The organism is Chitinophaga filiformis (assembly GCF_021646545.1).
Taxonomy (GTDB): domain Bacteria; phylum Bacteroidota; class Bacteroidia; order Chitinophagales; family Chitinophagaceae; genus Chitinophaga; species Chitinophaga filiformis_A.
Map to the genome: position 1 here is coordinate 149,252 of NZ_JAKIRP010000015.1, position 21,645 is coordinate 170,896.

General features: G+C 44.1%; 16 protein-coding genes and 1 tRNA gene. 12 read left to right on the forward strand and 5 right to left on the reverse strand.

The annotated features are described in order from the left end of the window. Positions 1-46: 46 nt before the first annotated feature. On the forward strand, positions 47-622 hold the full coding sequence (gene pth / locus L3C95_RS27805; RefSeq protein WP_236393191.1) for an aminoacyl-tRNA hydrolase: 576 nt from the start codon (positions 47-49) through the stop codon (positions 620-622). Between the two features lie 63 nt (positions 623-685). Beyond that, on the forward strand, positions 686-1,297 hold the full coding sequence (locus L3C95_RS27810) for a fumarylacetoacetate hydrolase family protein (RefSeq protein ID WP_149695208.1): 612 nt from the start codon (positions 686-688) through the stop codon (positions 1,295-1,297). Positions 1,298-1,596: 299 nt separating this feature from the next. Here L3C95_RS27810 and L3C95_RS27815 read toward each other — a convergent pair whose 3' ends face one another. Further along, positions 1,597-2,031, reverse strand: a complete 435-nt coding sequence (locus L3C95_RS27815) for a MarR family winged helix-turn-helix transcriptional regulator (protein ID WP_236393193.1) — start codon at positions 2,029-2,031, stop codon at positions 1,597-1,599. Between the two features lie 71 nt (positions 2,032-2,102). Between L3C95_RS27815 and L3C95_RS27820 the strand changes: the two genes are divergently transcribed. From L3C95_RS27820 to L3C95_RS27835, 4 genes are all read left to right on the forward strand, one after another. Continuing rightward, positions 2,103-4,232, forward strand: a complete 2,130-nt coding sequence (locus tag L3C95_RS27820; RefSeq protein ID WP_236393203.1) for a thiamine pyrophosphate-dependent enzyme — start codon at positions 2,103-2,105, stop codon at positions 4,230-4,232. A 94-nt stretch (positions 4,233-4,326) separates the two neighbouring features. Further along, positions 4,327-4,400: transfer RNA gene (locus tag L3C95_RS27825), tRNA-Met, on the forward strand. Between the two features lie 96 nt (positions 4,401-4,496). Next, the gene (locus tag L3C95_RS27830; protein ID WP_236393205.1) at positions 4,497-4,970 is read left to right on the forward strand and encodes a hypothetical protein; all 474 of its coding nucleotides are present in this window, start codon (positions 4,497-4,499) and stop codon (positions 4,968-4,970) included. 440 nt (positions 4,971-5,410) lie between these two features. After that, on the forward strand, positions 5,411-5,920 hold the full coding sequence (locus L3C95_RS27835; RefSeq protein ID WP_236393207.1) for a GNAT family N-acetyltransferase: 510 nt from the start codon (positions 5,411-5,413) through the stop codon (positions 5,918-5,920). A gap of 570 nt (positions 5,921-6,490) precedes the next feature. Here L3C95_RS27835 and L3C95_RS27840 read toward each other — a convergent pair. Continuing rightward, the gene (locus L3C95_RS27840; RefSeq protein WP_236393209.1) at positions 6,491-7,789 is read right to left on the reverse strand and encodes an NlpC/P60 family protein; all 1,299 of its coding nucleotides are present in this window, start codon (positions 7,787-7,789) and stop codon (positions 6,491-6,493) included. An 824-nt stretch (positions 7,790-8,613) separates the two neighbouring features. Here L3C95_RS27840 and L3C95_RS27845 point away from each other — a divergent pair. From L3C95_RS27845 to map, 3 genes are all read left to right on the forward strand, one after another. After that, positions 8,614-8,976, forward strand: a complete 363-nt coding sequence (locus L3C95_RS27845; RefSeq protein ID WP_236393211.1) for a hypothetical protein — start codon at positions 8,614-8,616, stop codon at positions 8,974-8,976. Between the two features lie 219 nt (positions 8,977-9,195). Beyond that, on the forward strand, positions 9,196-10,077 hold the full coding sequence (locus tag L3C95_RS27850) for a DUF6929 family protein (RefSeq protein ID WP_236393213.1): 882 nt from the start codon (positions 9,196-9,198) through the stop codon (positions 10,075-10,077). A 292-nt stretch (positions 10,078-10,369) separates the two neighbouring features. Beyond that, positions 10,370-11,134: a type I methionyl aminopeptidase gene (map, locus tag L3C95_RS27855; RefSeq protein WP_236393215.1), complete on the forward strand. Its 765-nt coding sequence runs from the start codon at positions 10,370-10,372 to the stop codon at positions 11,132-11,134. Positions 11,135-11,682: 548 nt separating this feature from the next. On the opposite strand, the gene L3C95_RS27860 is transcribed toward map, so the two are convergent. Beyond that, on the reverse strand, positions 11,683-13,098 hold the full coding sequence (locus tag L3C95_RS27860; RefSeq protein WP_236393217.1) for an aldehyde dehydrogenase family protein: 1,416 nt from the start codon (positions 13,096-13,098) through the stop codon (positions 11,683-11,685). A 140-nt stretch (positions 13,099-13,238) separates the two neighbouring features. Further along, a complete protein-coding gene (locus tag L3C95_RS27865; protein WP_236393219.1) occupies positions 13,239-13,940 on the reverse strand; it encodes a class I SAM-dependent methyltransferase in 702 nt (233 codons plus the stop codon). 467 nt (positions 13,941-14,407) lie between these two features. Between L3C95_RS27865 and L3C95_RS27870 the strand changes: the two genes are divergently transcribed. The 3 genes from L3C95_RS27870 to L3C95_RS27880 all read left to right on the forward strand — a co-directional run bounded on the left by L3C95_RS27870 (position 14,408) and on the right by L3C95_RS27880 (position 20,763). Continuing rightward, positions 14,408-16,924 carry a glycoside hydrolase family 2 protein gene (locus L3C95_RS27870; protein WP_236393221.1) on the forward strand — a complete coding sequence of 839 codons (2,517 nt, stop codon included), beginning with the start codon at positions 14,408-14,410 and terminating at the stop codon, positions 16,922-16,924. Positions 16,925-17,055: 131 nt separating this feature from the next. Next, complete coding sequence (locus L3C95_RS27875; protein WP_236393251.1) at positions 17,056-18,942, forward strand: alpha-L-fucosidase; 1,887 nt, start codon at positions 17,056-17,058, stop codon at positions 18,940-18,942. 15 nt (positions 18,943-18,957) lie between these two features. Next, positions 18,958-20,763: a glycoside hydrolase family 36 protein gene (locus L3C95_RS27880; RefSeq protein WP_236393267.1), complete on the forward strand. Its 1,806-nt coding sequence runs from the start codon at positions 18,958-18,960 to the stop codon at positions 20,761-20,763. A gap of 88 nt (positions 20,764-20,851) precedes the next feature. Here L3C95_RS27880 and L3C95_RS27885 read toward each other — a convergent pair whose 3' ends face one another. Then, positions 20,852-21,640 (reverse strand): hypothetical protein, encoded by a 789-nt coding sequence (locus tag L3C95_RS27885; RefSeq protein ID WP_236393269.1) that lies wholly within the window; start codon positions 21,638-21,640, stop codon positions 20,852-20,854. Positions 21,641-21,645: the final 5 nt, after the last annotated feature.

The following is a 21,645-nucleotide window of genomic DNA, read 5'->3' on the forward strand; positions in this document are numbered from 1 at the left end:
CAGGCAGGGGCGTAATGCAGGTGTTTAGCATTAAAATTGTAATCCGATGAAGTACCTGATAGTAGGATTGGGTAATATAGGTGCAGAATACGAACATACACGCCACAACATAGGGTTTGACATAGCAGATGCTTTTGTAGAAAAGCATGGAGGTAGCTTCCGGAATGATCGTCTGGCTGATGTGGCTGAAGTGAAGTGGAAAGGGCGCACTTTTGTGGTCATCAAGCCCACCACTTACATGAACCTGAGTGGGAAGGCGGTGAAATACTGGATGGACAAAGAAAAGGTACCACTGGAAAATATACTGGTATTAGTAGATGATCTGGCATTACCATTGGAAGTGATACGTCTCCGCGCTGGTGGCAGTGACGCCGGTCAGAATGGGCTGAAAAGCATCCAGGAGCTGCTGGGTACCAACCAGTATCCACGTTTGCGTTTCGGTATCGGGAATAACTTTCCACGTGGCCGGCAGGTAGAATTTGTTCTGGGTAAATGGAATAATGAGGAATGGGCCGTTGTAATGGCGAAATTGGGGAAATGTGTGGAACTGATCGAGAGCTTTGCTTCCGTGGGCTTACCACGTACTATGAATATCTTTAATACCCTGGTCTATCCTTATTAGTAATAAATTTACGAAATCTGATATGATCCGTTCATTTAACCTTAAAACCAAGAAAAATCTGTCATGAAAATTATTTGTGTCGGAAGAAATTACGCTGATCATGCAAAGGAACTGAAAAATGAGGTACCAACTGAACCAGTGATTTTCATGAAGCCGAAGAATGCACTGTTACAGAACAATCATCCGTTCTACTATCCTGAGTTTACCGACAATCTTCATTATGAGTGCGAGTTGGTATTGCGTATCAGCAAGAACGGTAAACATATTCAGGAGAAGTTTGCGGACAAGTATTATGATCAGATAGGTGTTGGCATTGACTTTACTGCCCGCGATCTTCAGGATAAGCAGAAGCAGAAAGGATTGCCATGGGAGATCGCCAAAGCTTTTGATAATTCCGCCGTGGTAGGGCAGTTCATTCCTATTACTCCGGAGTTGGACAAGAAAGATATCAATTTCTGTCTTTATAAGAATAAGGAACTGATGCAGCAGGGGAATACCAAGGACCTGCTGTTCTCTTTTGATTTCCTTATCGCCTACATCTCAAAATTCTTCACCCTGAACATCGGTGACCTCGTATTTACCGGCACACCTGCCGGCGTGGGACCGGTTGAGATAGGGGATACGCTGGAAGCATTTATCGAAAATGACAGCCTGCTGGAATTCATGATAAAATAGATTCAGGCAATCGTAATGAACGCTTAACGCAACAGATAAGGGTTTGCGTTAAGCGTTTTTATTTATATGAACAGTACTCCCATACCTCCACAGCATAATAGTTCGTGTTGAAGCAACAATAACTCACCCTGCCGCATGTGTATGCGGTGTATTATCTAAACTGGCAGAACAAAACAACTATCCGGGAAATTAAATAATGAGATGAAGGGAGTTGGCAGATAGTTTACGTTAATGACAGATTTCAGATGGCAAGATTCATAGTCAGGACCTACGTAGTACTTGATTCGAAATGATGGTTATCAGGGAATATTATTATAGATCACATCAAGTATCCTCGTTAACTCAACATAATCGTTTTCGGTTAATCCGGCCCATCCCGTTTTTCGCATTTCCAGTACCAGGGGCCTTACATCCTTATACTTATCCGAGCCTTTGGTCGTCAACTGAAGGAATACCTTACGACGGTCATGCGGGGAGCCTTCCCTGACCACCAGTTCCTTTTTTACCAGGAGCTCAATAATGCGGGATACGGTGGTAATGTCCTTTGAAGTCACTCTGGCAAGCTCATTGTGGGTAATTTTCTTGTGCTTATAGAGGTTTTCTATCAGTAACCACTGGTCTACAGTAATATCTTTTTTGTGGGCGTCAAAGGTTTTTTGCCAGTAATTCCGTATCCGTTTTAAGGTAGCGTCCAACTTAAAAAAAGACGGATTGCTTACAAAAGTATCAGTCATATTTGTTAATTTGCAATAGCAATAGTTGTTGTAGCAACTAAAAAAGAGTCACACACCAAAACAATTCTTACGTGTTTAAAGATAGTATAAGTGTTCCAACTTTTAAAGCTGCTGTTCCCGGTAAGGAGCGGTCTTCCGGCAAACAGGTTACACTACTGAAGGCTTACCGTTTCATGTGTCAGGCTGCTGAGATGGCCGCGATCTATGAAGCGAACCGCAATATCTGCAAATATGTACATTCCACTTCCCGCGGTCATGAGGCCATCCAGATCGCTGCTGGCTTGCAGCTGAGTCCCTGGGACTATGCAAGTCCATATTACAGGGACGACAGCATGCTCCTGGCAATGGGTTTTACGCCATATGAACTGATGCTGCAACTGCTGGCCAAAAGGGATGACCCGGCCTCTGGCGGCCGTTCCTATTACAGTCACCCTAGTAGCCTGGACCCTGAAAAGCCCTGCATTCCACATCAGAGCAGTGCCACAGGTATGCAGGTGATCCCTGCTACAGGCATGGCGCAAGGCATCCGCTACCTGGAAAAGATAGGCGCCACTTCCCTGAGAACAGGACCCAAAGGAGAAGCGCCGGTAGTGCTTTGTTCGCTGGGAGATGGCAGTGTGACGGAAGGAGAGGTGAGTGAGGCCTGGCAGAGTGCTGTATTATGGGAATTGCCTGTTATTTATCTCGTACAGGATAATGAATGGGGTATTTCGGCCAGTGCGAAGGAAACCCGGGTGATGGACGCTTATGAATATGCAGCCGGTTTTAAAGGCCTGGAACGCATGCGTGTGGATGGCAGCAACTTTGAAGAATGCTTTCATGCAATGGGGGCCGCAATCGGTTATGTACGTCAGGAGCGGAAGCCCATCCTGGTACATGCCTGCGTACCCTTGTTGGGTCATCATACTTCAGGCGTACGGAAGGAATGGTACCGTACCGAAGAGGATTTGGCATTGCATGCAGAAAAAGATCCTAAACCACTACTGAGGCAGCGGCTGCTGGAGATTGGAGTGGCGGACAAGGATCTCGTAGCAATCGAGTCAGACACCCCAAAATATATCAGTCTCGAATTCGACCGGGCAAAGGAAGCATCAGATCCTGCTGTTGACACAGTGGCCGATCATGTCTTTGCCCCTGCAACTGTTACCGCTGAAAAAGGTAACAGGTCCCCTTCCAACGGTAATAAGGTGATGATGGTGGATGCCGCCCTGCACGCGGTAGAGGAGATCCTTCAGCAGTTTCCGGAAGCTATCTTTTTTGGTCAGGACGTAGGTCGCAGGCTCGGAGGCGTATTCCGGGAGGCAGCTACGCTGGCAGAAAAATTCGGCGATGACCGGGTGTACAACACTGCCATCCAGGAAGCCTATATCGTTGGTTCGACCGCCGGCCTTTCAGCTGTGGGCGTCAAACCCATAGTAGAGATCCAGTTTGCTGACTACATCTATCCCGGCTTTAACCAGCTGGTGACCGAGATCTCCAAATCCTGTTACCTGAGCAATGGGAAGTTCCCCGTGCAGACACTTATACGCGTCCCTATCGGCGCCTATGGTGGTGGTGGACCTTACCATTCCGGTAGCGTGGAATCAACCCTGCTGACCGTCAAAGGCATCAAAGTAGTGTATCCTTCCAATGCAGCCGACATGAAAGGGCTGATGAAGGCCGCCTTCCTTGATCCCAATCCTGTGGTCATGCTGGAACACAAAGGTCTTTACTGGAGTAAAGTACCTGGTACACAGGGTGCTATCACAGTAGAGCCGGACGCTGACTACGTACTGCCGCTGGGTAAGGGCAGGATCGTACAACCCGCTCATCCCCGTGACGTGAAAAAAGGAGATACGCTTTGCGTGATCACCTACGGCATGGGCGTATACTGGGCACAGGCAGCAGCAGCCAGTTTTCCTGGTCAGGTAGAGATCATCGATCTGCGTTCCTTATTCCCGCTGGATGAGGAACTGGTCTTTTCTACAGTGAAGAAACATGGCAAAGTGCTCGTACTAACAGAAGAGCAGCTGAACAATTCCTTTGCACAGGCATTGGCAGGACGGATCCAACGGACCTGTTTTAAATCACTGGACGCACCGGTATTTACGCTGGGAGCCCTTGATCTGCCTGCAGTACCGATCAATACCATACTGGAGAATGCCATGTTGCCGAATCCTGAAAAGGTAGCTGCGGCTATGAAAGAATTGTTAGCTTATTAAATATTAGAAACTTTTTAAGGGTAGCTCTTGGCTTTTAGGAAATTCCCTATTATCTTTGCACTCCCGTTTTGAACAAGTGAAGCGGTTGAAATATGGCGAGGTAGCTCAGGCGGTTAGAGCGCAGGATTCATAACCCTGAGGTCAAGGGTTCAACTCCCTTTCTCGCTACGGATTAAAAAGGCTTTCAGCAGACGCTGGAAGCCTTTTTTGTTTTATTACTATCAATCTACAATATTTTTAACTTGCATATAGTAATCTTTGCAGATGGGATATTATTTAAACGCTTTTATCGGCAAATCAAAAGATATAAGTTGTGTTTGTGAATCATACAATAATGTGACACTAGTGAACTTGGGTCAAGATATTTCATTGATCCCACTTACAGAGGATTTATTCGATCAGATAAATGAATTGGATACCGCGGAAAGTATTCGTGGTTTTGAATATTTAACGGACACTATTGAATTGAGTATATTAAGGATTATAAAAGGTAAGCCCCTGGCTTATGTAGAAGTAGAATATTTTGGAGGCGAGGGTGGACAAACGGGAATAATTTGGAAAGATGGAAAAAGAAATGCTGAATTGACGTATGGACAAGACGTTGTAAATATTGTTTTAAGATCTTTCGGTGTTATTGCAGAACGTAATAAAGATGAATTTGATACGCTTGGCTTTGGTAGGCATCGAAATACTCAGGATTGGACGAAGTCCGGCAAACATTCTCCTACAGATGGCTAAAAGTTAAAAGATCAAGAAATTGGTTAGATAATTCGCCCGATCTCGCTACAAGATATCATGGGTCGCGTAATAAGCGCCCCATTTTTTGTTAATCAATATTTTATAAAGAACCAGGAAGTTCTACAGCAACTCTATATCTTTTCTAAAAATTCCTAGCGCATTCATTCTCTACTAATTATGTGGTTCAACTCTCATTCCCTGGAATATAGATTTTGAGTTCCTCTTATAAATATTCTACTAGACCTTATCCGAAAGCTCAAAACGCTCAGAAATGAAAAATTTGACTTGCTCCCTTTCCGTCACAGTGGATTAAAAAGATCAATAATACTTTTGCATGTTATTTACGATTTGGCAACGTTCCTAAGCATGAAATTTTATTGTGAAACAGGGATCAGGATGCCTGCATAAATTAACTAAACATCATTAAATTTTTGCGAACTATGTTACCTCCAACTTACCAAACAGAAAACTATACCCTGGAGCCATACCAGCCGAAAGATCTAAAACGGTATCTGGAGATGTCTATGGACAGGGACGTAATTGCTTTTATGGGCGGTGCCACAGATGATATAAAGACAGAAGAGAGTATGTTTAATAAAATTTTTGAAATCTACCGTAGTAATGAGAAAAGATGGTTCTGGGTATGGGCTGTATATCGAGACCAGGAGCTTTGCGCCCATTTGGAGTTAAAGGAAACTAAGGACACCACTGAGAATGAACTTGAGATTGTATACATGGTTCATCCCCGGGAACGGCGTAAAGGTATAATGAAGGAAGTACTACATTTTTTAAAAATAAATCAACACCTTTGGAAACGAAGGATCACTGCGACGATATATCCTGAAAATGATATTTCATTTCAGTTGCTCATGACATGGGGGATTGAAAGGAAGGCGTTAATAACGGATAAGGAAACTGGCGAAACTTTTAGTAAAGTATGGCTGCGCTAAGCCCCGACCTTTCATAAACTCAAACTTTCCACCACCATAGGCGACAACCCATATACAAAATAAGGTTATGACTTTCGGGATTTGAAGATAATAGGCTTGATACAAAAGATAAATGGAGATTGGGCAAAGAGGCCTGTCTAAAAAATGTTTATACAAATATTAACCAGCTTATAGAGAATTCCAAAGAGCCTAAAAAAATCCCAGAAAGCCGATAAGCAGCACAACAATTTTACTTGCTTTGACACGGATCGGCTATCACAATAAAATGACGGGCCACGGCTTCCGTGCGCTTGCTGTGGGCGTGCTAAAAGAGAAACTTAATTACAGTTTGCAATTTCCAACTATCGGATATCTCTCAAAGAGGTATTGCATTTTCTATCAGTCATCCGCTCAACATTCCTAAATGGGATAAGTGGGGCCTTATCCACTACCCATTAAAATCAGCTCCCGCCGCAACGATTGGAAATTGGAGGATATAAGGAAATGCTTTGAGGCAATGGATCAGGCGAGTATGTAAACAAGGAAGGATGCCCCGCCTTTATGGCGGGGGGCCCTGCATTAAAATTATAATCAAAATTTTCTGACAGCCCGAACATGATAAGTATTATAATATCTATCATAGGCCCCATATTTTAATCCTTTATAGGAATAGCCAAGTTTAAAGCTGAAACACCATATAGCATCACTATTAATATCGGAAGAACTGCAATATTCGTCAGAAGCGAAATTTCCTACCCCTATTGCGTGTAATCTGCTGTGCATAAGGCTTAATTCATCTTTGGAAGGAAGAAACCAATCATCAAAACCGTTAAGTGATAGTTGGTCACATATACTAGCCGGATTGTTCCCAATTCCTAAGGCTGCAACCATTGCACGTGTATTCGCCATGCCTGTTCCCGTATCTGTGCTTGTCCCTGTGGTGTATATCAACGGTATTTTGATATTACTTGCTTGGTCTATTGGAGCACTGACTAATCCATGCTTGCCTGTTTTGTCGAGATAAAAGATTAGCCCGCCTTTAATAGTGTCTCCGGCTTCTATTAATCGAAGAATTTTATAATGAGTGCCCCAATATCCTTTGCCATGAATAGCGTCCTTTAAAGAAATAAAGTGTATGCCCCTTTTTAAACCAATATTTTTATCCTGCTGGGCTTGATTAGCTGGTTTCGGATCTCCATTAGATTGAATAATTCCTTTTGTCTTATTTTTTTGAATAGTAACCATGCCGATATGCTTAGTCGGCCACAAGATTAAATCACCGACTTTCATTTCTTCTTCAGGCATTCGCTCCTGAATGAATACTCTCCAATTCAGCGATTGTTTTTTTTCTAAAGTGCTATTTAGCATTGTTTCAAAGTTGCTCGTTGTTGCATCTGTAGATATATTTATTCCAATATGATTTAACAAGTTGATCATAAGGCCGGAACAATCAGTTCCATAAACTGCATATTTTTTATGTAAGGCATTTCCGGCGGTTGGAAAAAGTCTTTTCGTATAGTCTCTTTGCCCATAACTATAAACCAGTCCTTTATGTTCCGGTTTGTTGTCACCTTCATTTGGATAAATCTTATTTGTTTTTTCAGAACACAATTGCCAGCCTTTTTTTATCATACTATCAATCATAATTTCTTTAAGTTTTGCAACGGACGACTGGCCATTGGAAATTCTTGCTAGGGGATAGCCATTAGCCCCTAATAATTCTTCTAGTACTGGTGTCGGAATACTTATACTTTCTAAGAACTCATTATCTTCTTGATTTAAATAATCGTCATGAACTTGGCTTTCTGGCTCTTCCGTTTTATTATCATTTTTTGAACATCCTAAAAATATAACCAGAAATAAACAGACTAATACTTTGATAGACCTCATATATATTTATTTTAATAGCTTTCCATCTGCCCAAAATGTCTTCTAAAGGCGGAGTAAGTATGCTTTATACTTTCTAAGAACTCATTATCTTCTTAGCTTAATCCATTGCCAGGCATAGATTTTTATTCATCCCTGTCCTATCAGAGTTAGAGGATAAAGTAGTATTCCCATGTGAAGACGTAGGCGACGCATTTTCAAGGGGCAACTTTTCCTGTTGTGCATTATTTGCACAAGCGTTAAAGCGTAATGGCTAATACAATTAGAATTAGTTTAGCGCGCATTATTCTTTTCCCTTATTTATTCTTTCACATGACGATTATATTAAATAGTTCTCTATTTTTGGTTAACACGATGTTATTATGACTGTTAATTTTTTATATTAGAATCTTCATCCGCTCTTTGTTGTAGAGCCTGCATCGTGTAATATGGCCGCTTATCAAAATACGATGCGCCGATTTTATCTTCCAGCACCCCCCACGGATTGAGAACAATAACGTCTTTGCCTTGCTCGCGTTGATAGCGGGCTGTTATGGCAAGTTGGCAAAGGTTTTTAGAGAATTTCTAAAAGCCCTTTTTGTTTTGGTACAGCTACTCTACAACATTTTCCTGGCATGAGACCTTAAAGACTGGAATCATGTTGAAAACCGGGGGATTTTTGTGATCATCCGTGTGAATTATTTATATGTAGCAAAAAATGATTCCCGGCATCTGCCTGAAAACATTTTTCCTTTTGTAGCAATATCTCACCGGTTACGAGGATTTGCTATCTTAGATTTCTGATTGTTGATATTAGACTATCTAAACAGCGAACAACAGTAAAACACATGAACACCCAAAAAGACAAAAGTAAAATAATAACCTATCCACCAGAGACCTTAAGAACCTTTATCGTGCAGTCTTATCAGTGGATAGATAACCTGAATTTCACCCTTAGTCCGGAAGAGTGTTTGAAAAACGCTGAGGAATATATCAGTATAGCAAAGGAAATGTTCCTGGATGCGGGCTGGGATGGGGACGGAAACATAGCACTAATGTGGATTCCCCCTTTTATGTTGCAGGGTAAACAAACTGCGGAAGGAATTACCATCTGGCATGTTAAACAATTAGAAGATGGTGTATCCTGGCTTTTATCACCAAATGGAATTGCTATGTTCAACTCAATCCGTCACAGTCAGGAACCAAGCTGAAAGCCTAGCGGTCAATTCTCCGATGAGATCTTTGAAGCGCTGGTACTGATAAGTTGACTACAGATGTCCCATACTCAAAAAATCCGCGTAAGCTTTACGCGGAAATAGGTGTAAGTGCGAAGCCTAAGGTGAAGCATGGAAAATGAACGAGTAGCAGGTAGATAGGAAATCTGGTTCAACGCTACGTTTAATACATCACTAGTCAAAACCACTATTATTGTGAAAGCTATTATAACATTATTGAAATCTCTGTTGCTAAGTGCTTATCCTTCCGGATCCTCCATTGACTATTACAATGGCCACCTGTACATTATAGGTGATGATGCTAATATACTGCTGGTACTCGACAGTAATTATAATGAAGTGAGTACTGTACCATTTTTTGATTATAAAGAAAAGCGGATACCCAAAGTAAAAAAGGCAGATCTGGAATCCGCAGTCATACTTGATATTGACGGTGAAAAAAGCTTGCTGGCTTTAGGTTCGGCGGCGACAAAAGAAAGAGAAACGGGCGTGGTGTTGAGGTTGCGGGATAATAAAGTACAGCATATCTCATATGCGCCATTTGTAAATCGTCTTCGGCAGATTCCCGAGATCAACATTGAAGGTGCTACCATTGCAGGTCCTCATTTGATGCTGGCTAACCGGGGGAATAAAAATAATCCTGTCAATAACATTATCACAACTACTCCTGATTTTTGGCAACGGCAGGAAGATGCCCCGATCAGCATCTCGCAACTCATCATTCCTTTTTCCCTCGCTGGCTTTGCCGGCATATCTGAGCTGTGTTACATTGAACAGGAAGATATTCTGCTGGTGGTTCTTTCAAGCGAAAACACCGGCAATGCTTATGATGATGGTACAATAGGCGATAGTTACATTGGATGGATAAAGAATGTAAGTCGGAAACTAAATAAGGGAGACATATTGCTGGATGGCATTGTTAATCTGTCTGATGTAGATCCCGTATTTAAAGGTGAAAAGTTGGAAGGAGTCTGCCTGGCTGAAGCTACAGATAATGGCTGGTATCTGCATCTGGTAGCTGATAATGATCAGGGGGAGAGTAGACTATTCCATATTAAAATCTTACTCGGTGATTAGTAGTAACATTGTTGATATTCATTATGGTGGCTACAGAATAGTAAAGACTTTCACGCAGACGCTTAAACAAACTTTTTGATTCCGGCAGAACAATCCGCATCGTGAAGAGCATATAGTGTTTTAGTCAGGGACGGATACGTCCACCTCAGAAAATGTGCGTAGTATCTGGTTGAATAAAATGGCTGAAGTCGTTGCGCGGAAAATGAAATACCCATCTTTAGAATGCTTTTTTATAACTTTATTATTAGTAGAAACTAGAAGTTAATACTCAGAAAACCCGAAAACGGAAAATATGTCAATATCAAAAGAATCGGAACTATTGGGCATGCAAAAAGCCAGTGAAGCGGTTGCATATACCCTGAAGGAAATGGTGAATTATGCTCAACCCGGTATGAGCACAAAAGAGCTGGATGAATTTGGGGCTAAGATCCTGTCTGGCTTCGGCGCCAAATCAGCGCCATACGTGACATATGGATTCCCGGGCTGGACATGCATAAGTGTCGATAATGAGTTTTGTCATGGAATTCCTACGGACAAACGTATTTTGAAAGAGGGCGATCTTATAAATATTGACGTCTCTGCTGAGCTTGAGGGGTTCTGGGCTGATAATGGAGGCTCCTTTGTGCTTGGAGCAGATGTTAATCAACATCAGAAATTAGTCGAGGCTTCAAAAGAAATCCTTCGTAAGGCAATCAGCAACATAAGGGGAGGAGTAAAAATAGCAGATATTGGCCATCTAATGGAAACAGAAGCTAAGAAACGTGGCTATAAGGTTATTAAAAACCTTGGAGGCCATGGCATTGGTCGGGGACTTCACGAAGATCCAGACAGTATATTGAACTACAGAAACCGTTTTGACCAAAGAAGATTTAAGAAGAATTCTGTCGTAGCAATAGAAACGTTTATATCAACATCATCTACTTATGCAGTGGAGATGAATGACGGTTGGACCATGGTCGGCGACAAGGGCGGGTATATGGCACAACATGAGCATACCATCGTTGTTACCGGCGGAGAGCCTATTATATTAACAGAAATGAATGGAATATTTAATTAAGTTTGATATTCAATCACTGTCGATAAGAGATTAATGGTCTTTCTGAAAAGAAGGACCGTTTAATTTAGGAGAAACGTTTAGCCTCGTCAGGCAACAGCACTGAAAATCTAAGCACAGGCAAAAACCGATCAAACACAATGAAAAGGAAGAAAAGTACGATCATCGTTGTCCATATTCTTATGTGGCTTTTATTATCGTTTGGCTATTGTTTTCTGGCAGAACCCCTTATTGAATACATGTTTCCGTCAATACACAATGTAGAAATGTGGATAACTGTATTGTCTATGGGGCTTATTTTGATTTTTATAGCCAGCGTAATTTCACTAATTGTGAGTTTAATGCTCAGAAAGAAGAAAGAGAGATTACGAGCACCTATGAATGCCCGGTAAGCTAAGAGGGTATTTAAAGTTATATATGGCTACCAATAATTAAAAGGCTTCAGGAATACTACCCTGAAGCCTTTATAAGTATTGCGGGAATTGTAAGATGATCGGCAGGAAATACCAGCCACCCAATCACTTTCCATGCCACCTCAATCAATCAATGCCCTAAGCGATCAGCACCTTCACTTCCAGATACGCTTCCAATCCAAATGCACCGTTTTCCCGCCCAATACCGGAATGCTTAAATCCGCCGAATGGCGCCAAAGGATCGTGTTTTAATGTATTGATCAATACCCTGCCTGCCTGAAGCTTAGATGCCAGCTTTTCTGCCCGGCTATTATCTTTTGAACTGATATATGCCATTAACCCATATTCTGTATCGTTGGCAATAGCAATCGCCTCTTCCTCATTCTTGTAAGGAATAACACTAAGTAGCGGACCAAATACCTCTTCTCTGGCGATACGCATGTTATTGTTAACGCCCATGAAAATAGTTGGCTTCACATAATAACCATCATCAAGTCCTTCCGGACGACCAGGTCCGCCCCAAATCAGTTCAGCGCCTTCCTCAATACCGATGTTAATGTATTGCTGTATACGGTCGTATTGTTTCTGGCTGGCAACGGGACCGATATTGACGTCGTCGTTGTAAGGCCGGCCCACTTTGAAGCGGCCTGCAGCCTTAATTAATGCTTCTCTTACTTCTGCCATTTTAGCCTCCGGAATCAACAAACGGGAGCCTGCTATACATGCCTGCCCGTTGTTCATAAAACAAGCCTGCAAAGCCAGGGGGATTGCTGTGGATATGTCAGCGTCGTTCAGAATAATGTTAGCAGATTTTCCACTTAATTCCAGCGTTAGTCTCTTCATTGTAGCAACTGATTGCTGGGCGATCATCTTACCCACCTGTGTGGAACCGGTAAAGGCTATTTTTGTAACCGCCGGACTAGCCATCAAAGCTTTGCTGATAACGTCTCCCCGTCCGTTGACCATATTCACCACACCTGCAGGTAGGCCCGCAGCATCAATACATTCCATGATGATCTGCGACTGCCAGGGGCTGAATTCACTTGGTTTGATAATTACGGTACAACCAGCAGCAAGGGCAGGAGCGAGCTTCACCGCAATGGATCCTGAACTGGAGTTCCAGGGAGTAAACAGTGCTGCAACACCAACCGGTTCCATCACAATTTTAGATTCGTTCATCTTCCTTTCGAACGGATATTGTTCAAGGATGGATATATGACTTGCGAATGTTGTGGCTGCAAGCATGTTTGACCACTTCGCGCGTTCTTTGGTAGCGCCGTATTCTATAATGGTAGCCTGAATAAGATCGTCCATTCTCTTCATGATTTCGTCATGGATCTTTTGAAGATAGGTGGTCCGTTCCTTTATTGTGCTCTGGGAGTAGTGCTTGAAAGCCTCGCTGGCTGCTGCAATGGCATCATTTGTATCGCTTTCGTTCGCATAGGTCAGTTGCGCTATAACTGAACCGTCCACCGGACTAATGATATCTGCCTTCTCTGTTCCTTTCGGGTTGGTAAACTTCCCGTTAACGTAAATTTGATCTATCTGTTTCATTGTTCCTTTTTTAGCAAAATTACACTGGTGTCAGACACCAGCTTTTGCTATAAAGGCCAATTTGCTTTGTTGTGAAGTTCAAGAATACCTCCAGGGTATTGTTGTCTTATATGAAAACTGTCGTAATAAGTGATTTACCATCAGTTGTTTGGGTGAGTTTTGATGGAATAATATGAATCTACAGCAGCTTGTCCCGTATAATTAGGGCCGGCCTTATCGTCCGCACCTTTATAATCAAGATTGAAGTCTATGTATCTCGGCCCTTCACATCTAATAAGTCTCGTCCGGGCACTATAGTCGATCTCATTTTCCTTGAATAGCTTCTTTAAATAATTCCCCTTCTGATCGCCTTCAATTTTAATATTATTCAAATCAAGATTGGCTATGAGGATTCCCTGGCTGTTAATTGCCTTCAAACCCTTCACTATTACTTTAAGTTTATCACCAACATAATGAAGTCCATGAACACAGGTGATCAGATCATATTGATCCTGATCTTCCCAATCGACAAGAGAACGTGTTTCAAATTGCAGGCAGCTAACAGTAGGAGGGATTGATTGAAACTGATCTACAAGATCAATACCTTTAAGTGTGATTCTTTCCTGCAGATTTTTGCCTGCTACTTCGCTGGCATACTGAAGCAAAGCATTACCTTCTCCACAACACAGATCCAACCATTTAGCATGTCCTTGTGCTTCCAGGCGTTTATTCAAGTAGGGGCCGGGACTGAACTTCAAATCTTTTTCATAGCTATTTACCCCACTGGCTATTCGCTTCCGATTCATCCGGTTATTGGCAACAACTGGCGACCAGATTAACGCACTTTCAGTTAATAGTTCCATATTATTAAATGTACTCTTATATGAGTTTTATTTGCAAGCCTCTTAACCACATTTTCTGTTGAAGTTATAAACCTTTTTGACCCCTTCATTCTGAACTTGTGTAATTTTTTCACAAGTTGTATTTCGTCTAATTCAGACCAATATGGATAGTTCTTATCTTTCAAAATTGATGTTCAGCCCGTTTGAAAAGTATAATAGGTTGAGTGCCTGATCTGGCCAACCTGTTTCTTGGTCAACAGCCCCCCAATCCTTCTTTATTTATCCAGTAAATCATTTTTTTGATTGATAACCATTGCTTTAATGGAAATTTTCCCTCGAGAATTTCATTTAATGCAAACGATTGCATAACTTACAACAAGATTCCAGGTTCATGAAAAAGAAGGAGTAAATACCCATTATCATCCATCCCTCTTTTTCTCAATTAAAAAACGCCATCATAACTGTATCGTTACCGTCAACAGTAACGCATGACCATGCCGTTGCCTGTAATTTCGAATACCAGTATTACAACACATAATGCTATATTACTAATGATCCGTTACCTGCTTTTAACAGGAGTTCTCTTTTGTCTGATATCATTCCCGGCACAGGCACAGCAAAGCCAGCGCCTTACACAGAACTGGGAATTTTTACGGGAAGACTTAGGCCAGGTCTGGGAAGCTGTTCGCCCAGCTGCCGAAGGAAGTCCGGAATCTGTTCCGCTGTGGGAGAAAGTCTCTCTACCGCACTGCTTTAATGCAAAAGACGCCGTAGATCCGGACCTGAATTATTACCAGGGCCCTGGTTGGTATAGAACAACATTGGACATTAAAAACCCTTACACACAAGGTCGCACGCTCTTACACTTCGAGGGCGCCGGACAAAAAACAGACGTTTATATTTACACCACACTCGTCGCTCATCACACCGGCGGTTATGATGAATGGACGGTGGACGTAACCGATGCCATACAACAATTCCTGCAAAGCCCGGATGCGAAGCGGTACAACGGAAAAGTGCCGCTGGAGATCCGCTGCAGCAATGCCCGGGATGTAGAAATGATTCCTTCTTCCATGTCTGACTTTAATGTGTACGGTGGTCTTTACCGGTATGTAAATCTGGTATATTCACCGGCTTTATCCTTTGAACAATTCCACATTAATCCGCAGGTTGATGCAAATGGTAAAACAGGTATAATACAGTTGCGAGCAGCATTCCACAATCCACAACATACAGAACAGGCAACACTGGACATTGATATACTTGATCCTCAGAAAAGAGTAGTACAGCACTATACACAGCAGGTCCCGCTGAAAGATAGCACACTGAATATAGCTGCTATTACTATTAAGAAACCCTTGTTATGGTCGCCTGCCCAGCCGCACTTATATACCGTGCAGGCCCGCCTCAAAAGCGCTGCTAGTGAAGCTGTCTGGAATGGATATTTTGGTTTCCGGCATTTCGAATTTGTAACGCATGGACCTTTTATGCTGAACGGCCAACGTTTGCTGTTACAAGGTACACATAGGCATGAAGACGGCGCTGGTGTTGCGGCAGCACTTACTGAGGATATGATACGCCGGGAAATGAAGATGATAAAAGATATGGGTGCCAACTTCATAAGACTGGGGCATTATCAGCAGTCATCTCTTGTACTGGAACTTTGCGATAGCCTGGGCATACTGGTATGGGAAGAAATTCCCTGGTGCCGTGGCGGATTGGGAGGTGACGTTTACAAAGAACAAGCACGCCGTATGCTGACCAACATGATCACACAGCATGGTAATCATCCTTCCGTGATCTTATGGGGATTGGGTAATGAAAATGACTGGCCCGGCGATTTCCCGGAGTTTGATAAGCAGAAGATCCGCGCTTTCATGACAGAATTAAACGCGCTGGCACATCAACTGGATAACTCTCGTAAAACAAGCATCCGCCGCTGTGATTTTTGTAAGGATATTGTTGACGTGTATTCTCCTTCCATCTGGGCAGGGTGGTATCGTGGCCGATATACAGAATATAAGGATGAAACCTTAAAAGCTATTGCCGACGTACCACACTTCTTTCATGCAGAATGGGGCGCTGACAGCCATCAGGGCCGGCATGCAGAATATCCTGAAGCTGCTTTGAAGAAGGTCGCGACAGGCAAAGGCGCAGATGAACGCACCGGCGACTTTGCCCTTACCGGCGGAACCGCCCGTGCCTCGAAAGATGGAGACTGGTCTGAGACCTATGCGTGTAACCTCATTGACTGGCACCTCAAAGAACAGGAGACAATACCACAGCTTACCGGCAGCGCTTATTGGATCTTTAAAGATTTCTCCACGCCCTTACGTCCTGACAATCCGGTGCCATACGTAAACCAGAAAGGTGTAGTAGCCCGTGATCTTAGCCCCAAGGAATCCTATTATGTATTTCAGTCCTATTGGGCTACACACCCCATGGCGCATATCTATGGTCATAACTGGCCGTTGCGCTGGGGTAAGGATGGTGAGGAAAAAATGATCTGGGTCTACTCCAACTGTCCTGAAGCAGAACTGTTTGTAAATGGTAGGAGCTATGGCGTTAAGAAGCGCAATAGCCAGGATTTCCCGGCTGCAGGCCTTCGCTGGCAATTGCCTTTACATAAAGGGGATTACCTGGTGAAAGTAGTTGCCCGTAAAGGAAAAGAAACAGTGACAGATGAAGTGTCTTTTACTTACCAGACCGACCAATGGACTAAACCCGCCAAACTGATAATGGAGAAAACCATCACTGGCGACACGGCCCTGATAAAGGTAAAGCTTGTGGACGCCCAGGGCGTTCCCTGCCTGGATGCAGCAGACTATATCAATTTTTCCATTGCAGGTAGTGGCACATTGATAGATGACCAGGGAACTGCCAGTGGATCGCGTAAAGTACAACTGGCCAATGGACAGGCACAGATCAGCGTGCTGCTGAATAAAGGAAAGAGTATGGTAGGTGCCGTCGTTAAAGGAATAGCGGAAGCATTTATTACTTTATAATGCTTCCGGTATTCTACCGGAAATCCAGATAGCGTAGCAGTCCCGAATGGAAATAATGAGCCTCTTGATAACCGCAAAAGATAATCACATTAAATACCTATAAACGTGTAACACACATAAAATATAGTACTATGAGGAACTTATTTTTAAGTGTAGTCATTATCATTATTTCATTCCGGCTACAGGCGCAAACGCAGGCTGGCGCTGCTGATAGAGGCGATGAACAGGGCCTCCTGTTGCAAAAAGGCGCCGCGCGCGATCAGGCGGCCATTGATGATGCCCTGAACGGCTGGTGGAAACGTAGTATGGAAAATCATGACGCCCGCATTGCCTGGTGGCGGGAAGCAAAGTTTGGTTGTTTCATTCACTGGGGAGTGTATTCTGTTGCAGGTGGAGAATGGCAAGGCAAAAAGGTCGATGGTTATGCAGAACACCTCATGCGTAAGGAAAGAATTCCCAGGGAGGTGTATAAGGAGAAACTGTTGAAAACATTCAACCCGGAGCAGTTTGATGCGGATGCCTGGGTAAGAATGATAAAAGCAGCCGGCATGCGTTATCTGATCATTACGTCTAAACATCACGATGGCGTGGCCATCTATCCTTCCGCAGTAAGCGATCTCAATATCAGTGCTTCTCCCTTTAAACACGATCCCATGCAGGAACTGTCTGCTGCCTGTAAGAAGTATGGTATCCGCTTCGGCTTTTACTATTCCCATGCTTTCGACTGGGAGCATCCTGACGCACCAGGCAATGACTGGGACTACGATAATCCTGCCGGAGATAAGCGTTTGCACGGAGGTCTCAATTGGTTTGATGTTCATCCGGAAAGATTGCCCAAAGCCGTGAAGTATGTGAACGAAAAGGCGATACCGCAGATAGTGGAATTGATCCGCAAATACCATCCGGATATACTATGGTTTGATACCCCCAGCAAAATACCTTTGAGTGAGAACATCCGTATACTGAAAGCGATCCGTGAAGTAGATAACAACGTCGTTGTAAATGGTCGCCTGGCCCGTTCTGCCAGTATTTCTTTCGGTGATTATATCAACACTTCCGACCGTCCTGCAGAGTTTTACCCGGTTACCGGTGATTGGGAGGCGATCCCTACTACAAATGAATCCTACGGTTATTCAAAGTTTGACGACAGTCACAAGCCTGCCCGGTTCTTCGTAAGATTGCAGGCAAAAGCTGCCGCCAGAGGAGGCAACCTGCTAATGAACATAGGGCCTATGGGCAATGGTTTGGTAGATCCGAGGGATACCGTTATACTGCATAGCATTGGCACCTGGATGCAGACGAACGGAGAAAGTATCTACGGTACAACCGCTTCCCCTTTGCCTTTGCAGCCCTGGGGAGAAAGCACGCTGAAAGGTAATCGCCTGTACCTGCATGTGTTTGACTGGCCGGAAAAGGGCCCCTTATATGTAGGTGGTTTGAAGAGCAATGTCCGCAAAGCCTGGTTACTGGCAGATCCGAAACAAAAAGCACTGACAGTTAAACGGGTAAATGACCGGGATATCACAATTGTCCTGCCGGCTAAAGCAATTGATTCAATGAACAGCGTAATAGTACTGGACATGCAGGATGTGAAGACGGATAGCATCCGTGTACTGGATACCCACACTATTACCAATGTACTGCGGGCTTTCGATGGTACGCTGCATGGAGGAGGTTTTCAATATGGTGATGGCAAAGCCCCGAAATATTATGTATATAACTGGGCAAGGCCAGAACAATATGTTAGCTGGACCTTCCGGCTGACGGCCCCGGCGCAGTTCCATACGCATATTAAATACGCAGCAGATTCCACCACCGGCGAGAATAAATTCACAATAGCTGTAAATGGAACAACACTCCATGGGAAAACCCAGCCAGTGCGGTCAACAGACAAGATCATGATCCAGTCTTTAGGCGATCTGTCACTGCCTGCTGGTGTACATACTTTAAGCATACGTCCGGAGCTGATTACAGGTAAGGAATTGATGAAATTATTTGAGATCACTTTAGCGCCTTAATGGTAAAAAAATTTCATGCAGATGATATTCAGGAAACCTTTTCTAACCTTTTTGTTAACCGGCCTGCTGGCAGCAGCTGGCCTTTACGCTGGTCCGGCAGACCAGTTTCAGCAAGCACTGAAAAATAGTAGAGCCACTATTGTGCTGGCTAATGGTGAAACGGCACCTGCTACCGTGCAACTCTCCCGTACATGGGAGGGCGACTTTTGTACCGCGCAGATTACAAACACCGGCAGTAAACCGGTAAGCATTCACGAAGTAATACTGGCGCAGGCCGGTAAAATACTACCTGCCAATACGCCCTTTTATGCAGAAGGATTCCAGATGCTGACACAGACAAGCGGTACCCTGGAAAAACCGCAGGTGCTGGGTAATTATACCGATGAGGGGCATTACAAGATCCCTCAGCCTGCCGGCTACCTGGCGGTATACAACCTCTTACGTTTATACCCCCCTGGCGAAGCTGAACTCCTGGCTGGGTTTACCAGTTGCCGGCGCTTTACAGGTAAGTTCTATCTCAATGCAGACACTATCAAAGTGGTAATGGACCTGGAGAACCTGATCCTGGCCCCTGGCGCTACCTGCCAACTGGAGGAATGGGCCTTGCTGAAGGGTAAGGAAGGAAATGCCCTGCTGGAGAAATTTGCTGCCCGTATCAATCAGCACCATCCGCGCCTGGCCTTCAAAGAACCGCCAACCGGCTGGTGTAGCTGGTATTGTTTTGGTCCGCGGGTAACAGCACAGAACATCTACGATAACCTGGACTACATCAAGGCTAATATACCTGCCCTGCGATATATACAGATAGATGACGGCTACCAGCCGCATATGGGCGATTGGTTATCGACAGGTCAGTCATTTGGAGGTAATATACAGCCGGTACTGAGCAGCATACGAAGCAAGGGTTTCGAGCCCGCCATCTGGGTGGCACCCTTTATTTGTGATAGCAATTCCACGATATACAAAAAGCATCCTGACTGGCTGGTAAAAGATGCAAATGGTAAACCACTGCGTAGTGACCTGGTCACATTTGGCGGCTGGCGGTTGAAGCCCTGGTTTGTGCTGGATGGTACCAATCCGGCGGTACAAAAGCACCTGGAAGAATTGTTCCGCACGATGCGTAATCAGTGGGGATGTACCTATTTTAAACTGGATGCCAATTTCTGGGGCGCTATCCACGGCGGTTACTTCTATGACAAACAAGCTACCCGCGTAGAGGCTTATCGCCGCGGTATGGAAGCTATACTGAAGGGTACAGGAGACGCATTTATACTTGGCTGTAATCATCCGCTATGGCCCTCATTAGGCCTTATACACGGCTCCCGCAGCTCGATGGATATCAAACGTCAGTGGTCAGTTTTCGAGCGCTCAGGAAGGGAGAATTTGTACCGTGCCTGGCAGAATGGACGTCTGTGGTGGAATGATCCCGACTGCCTGCTGCTGACCGGTAAAATGCCGGATAATGAGTTCCGCTTTCACGCAGCACTGATATACGGTACCGGAGGCATGTTGCTGAGTGGAGACGATCTGACCACTATTTCCCCCGAACGCTTAAACATGTTGCGTAAAACAGTGCCGCCTACCGCACGTGCTGCCGATTTTCAGAATACAAAGTTTGAAATAGGCAGGTTGTCAACACCTGGTGGCAAAAGCCTGGTGTTGCTGAACTGGGATAATACCGCGAAAACGATCACTGTTAAACTGGACCGCCCCTGCGAAATCATAGATCATTGGACTGGTAAAAGCCTGGGGAAATTCTCAGGAAAATATACAGCGAACCTTAGTGCGCACGACGGAAGCGTGGTAGAAATAAAAGAATAATACGGCTAAGAATAGGATACATTAAAAGGCTTTCAGACATGCGTCCGAAAGCCTTTTTGATTGATTGAACGGTAACCTTATAAAGCAATCAGTTAGGGGCGGTACCGTCCCTATACACTTTCACGCCTCTCCATTTTACGGTGGCAGTACCGGTTCTTAATGTGCCGTAATTGCCATACTTCATGTAGTTGGTGACTGCTTCATTGTCTGCAATATCTGCTTTCTTAACCCCGTTGATATAGATTTTGATCCGGTTGCCTTTATCCTCCTGTAGATGAATGACGTTGATATGGACTTCCTTCCCATAAACATTTGTTGCCAATGTCTGACCAGCTCCTCTGATAGAGCCGCCATCGGCGGCATAGCCGCGGATCATTAACTGGGTGGCACCCTCAGTACTCCCAAAGATCTGCATCAGTGACTCATCGTCCAGCGGAGCATTGAAAGTGACGTAACCTTCAAACTGGCGGCTGCCTGTGGAATATTCATTCTGCAACCGTATTTCTGAGCGGTTCGACTTATTATTCACAATGCGGAAGGTCTCGGTGCCATTATCGTACCGGTAGTCGGCACAGATAGGATCTCCGACGGACTTATAAGACGTCCAGTTAAAGGTCTGCAATCCGTTCTCATCGTCCAGGTGGATTTTTTTGGTAGGAGAATATGCAACCCATCCGCTACCTACTGCGGCCGCTATTGTTACATCTCCATTGATGGTGGCGGCTGTTTGTGTTTCAGATAAGTGGGAGCGCTTATCGGGTGTTTGCGCCTCTTTTTTACAACTACCGCTAAGAAACATGATGGCAGATAGTGTGAATACTGTTGTTAACTGCCATGGCAGAGGCATGGCATAACTGCTTGTTAGGGGGACTTTCATGGTTG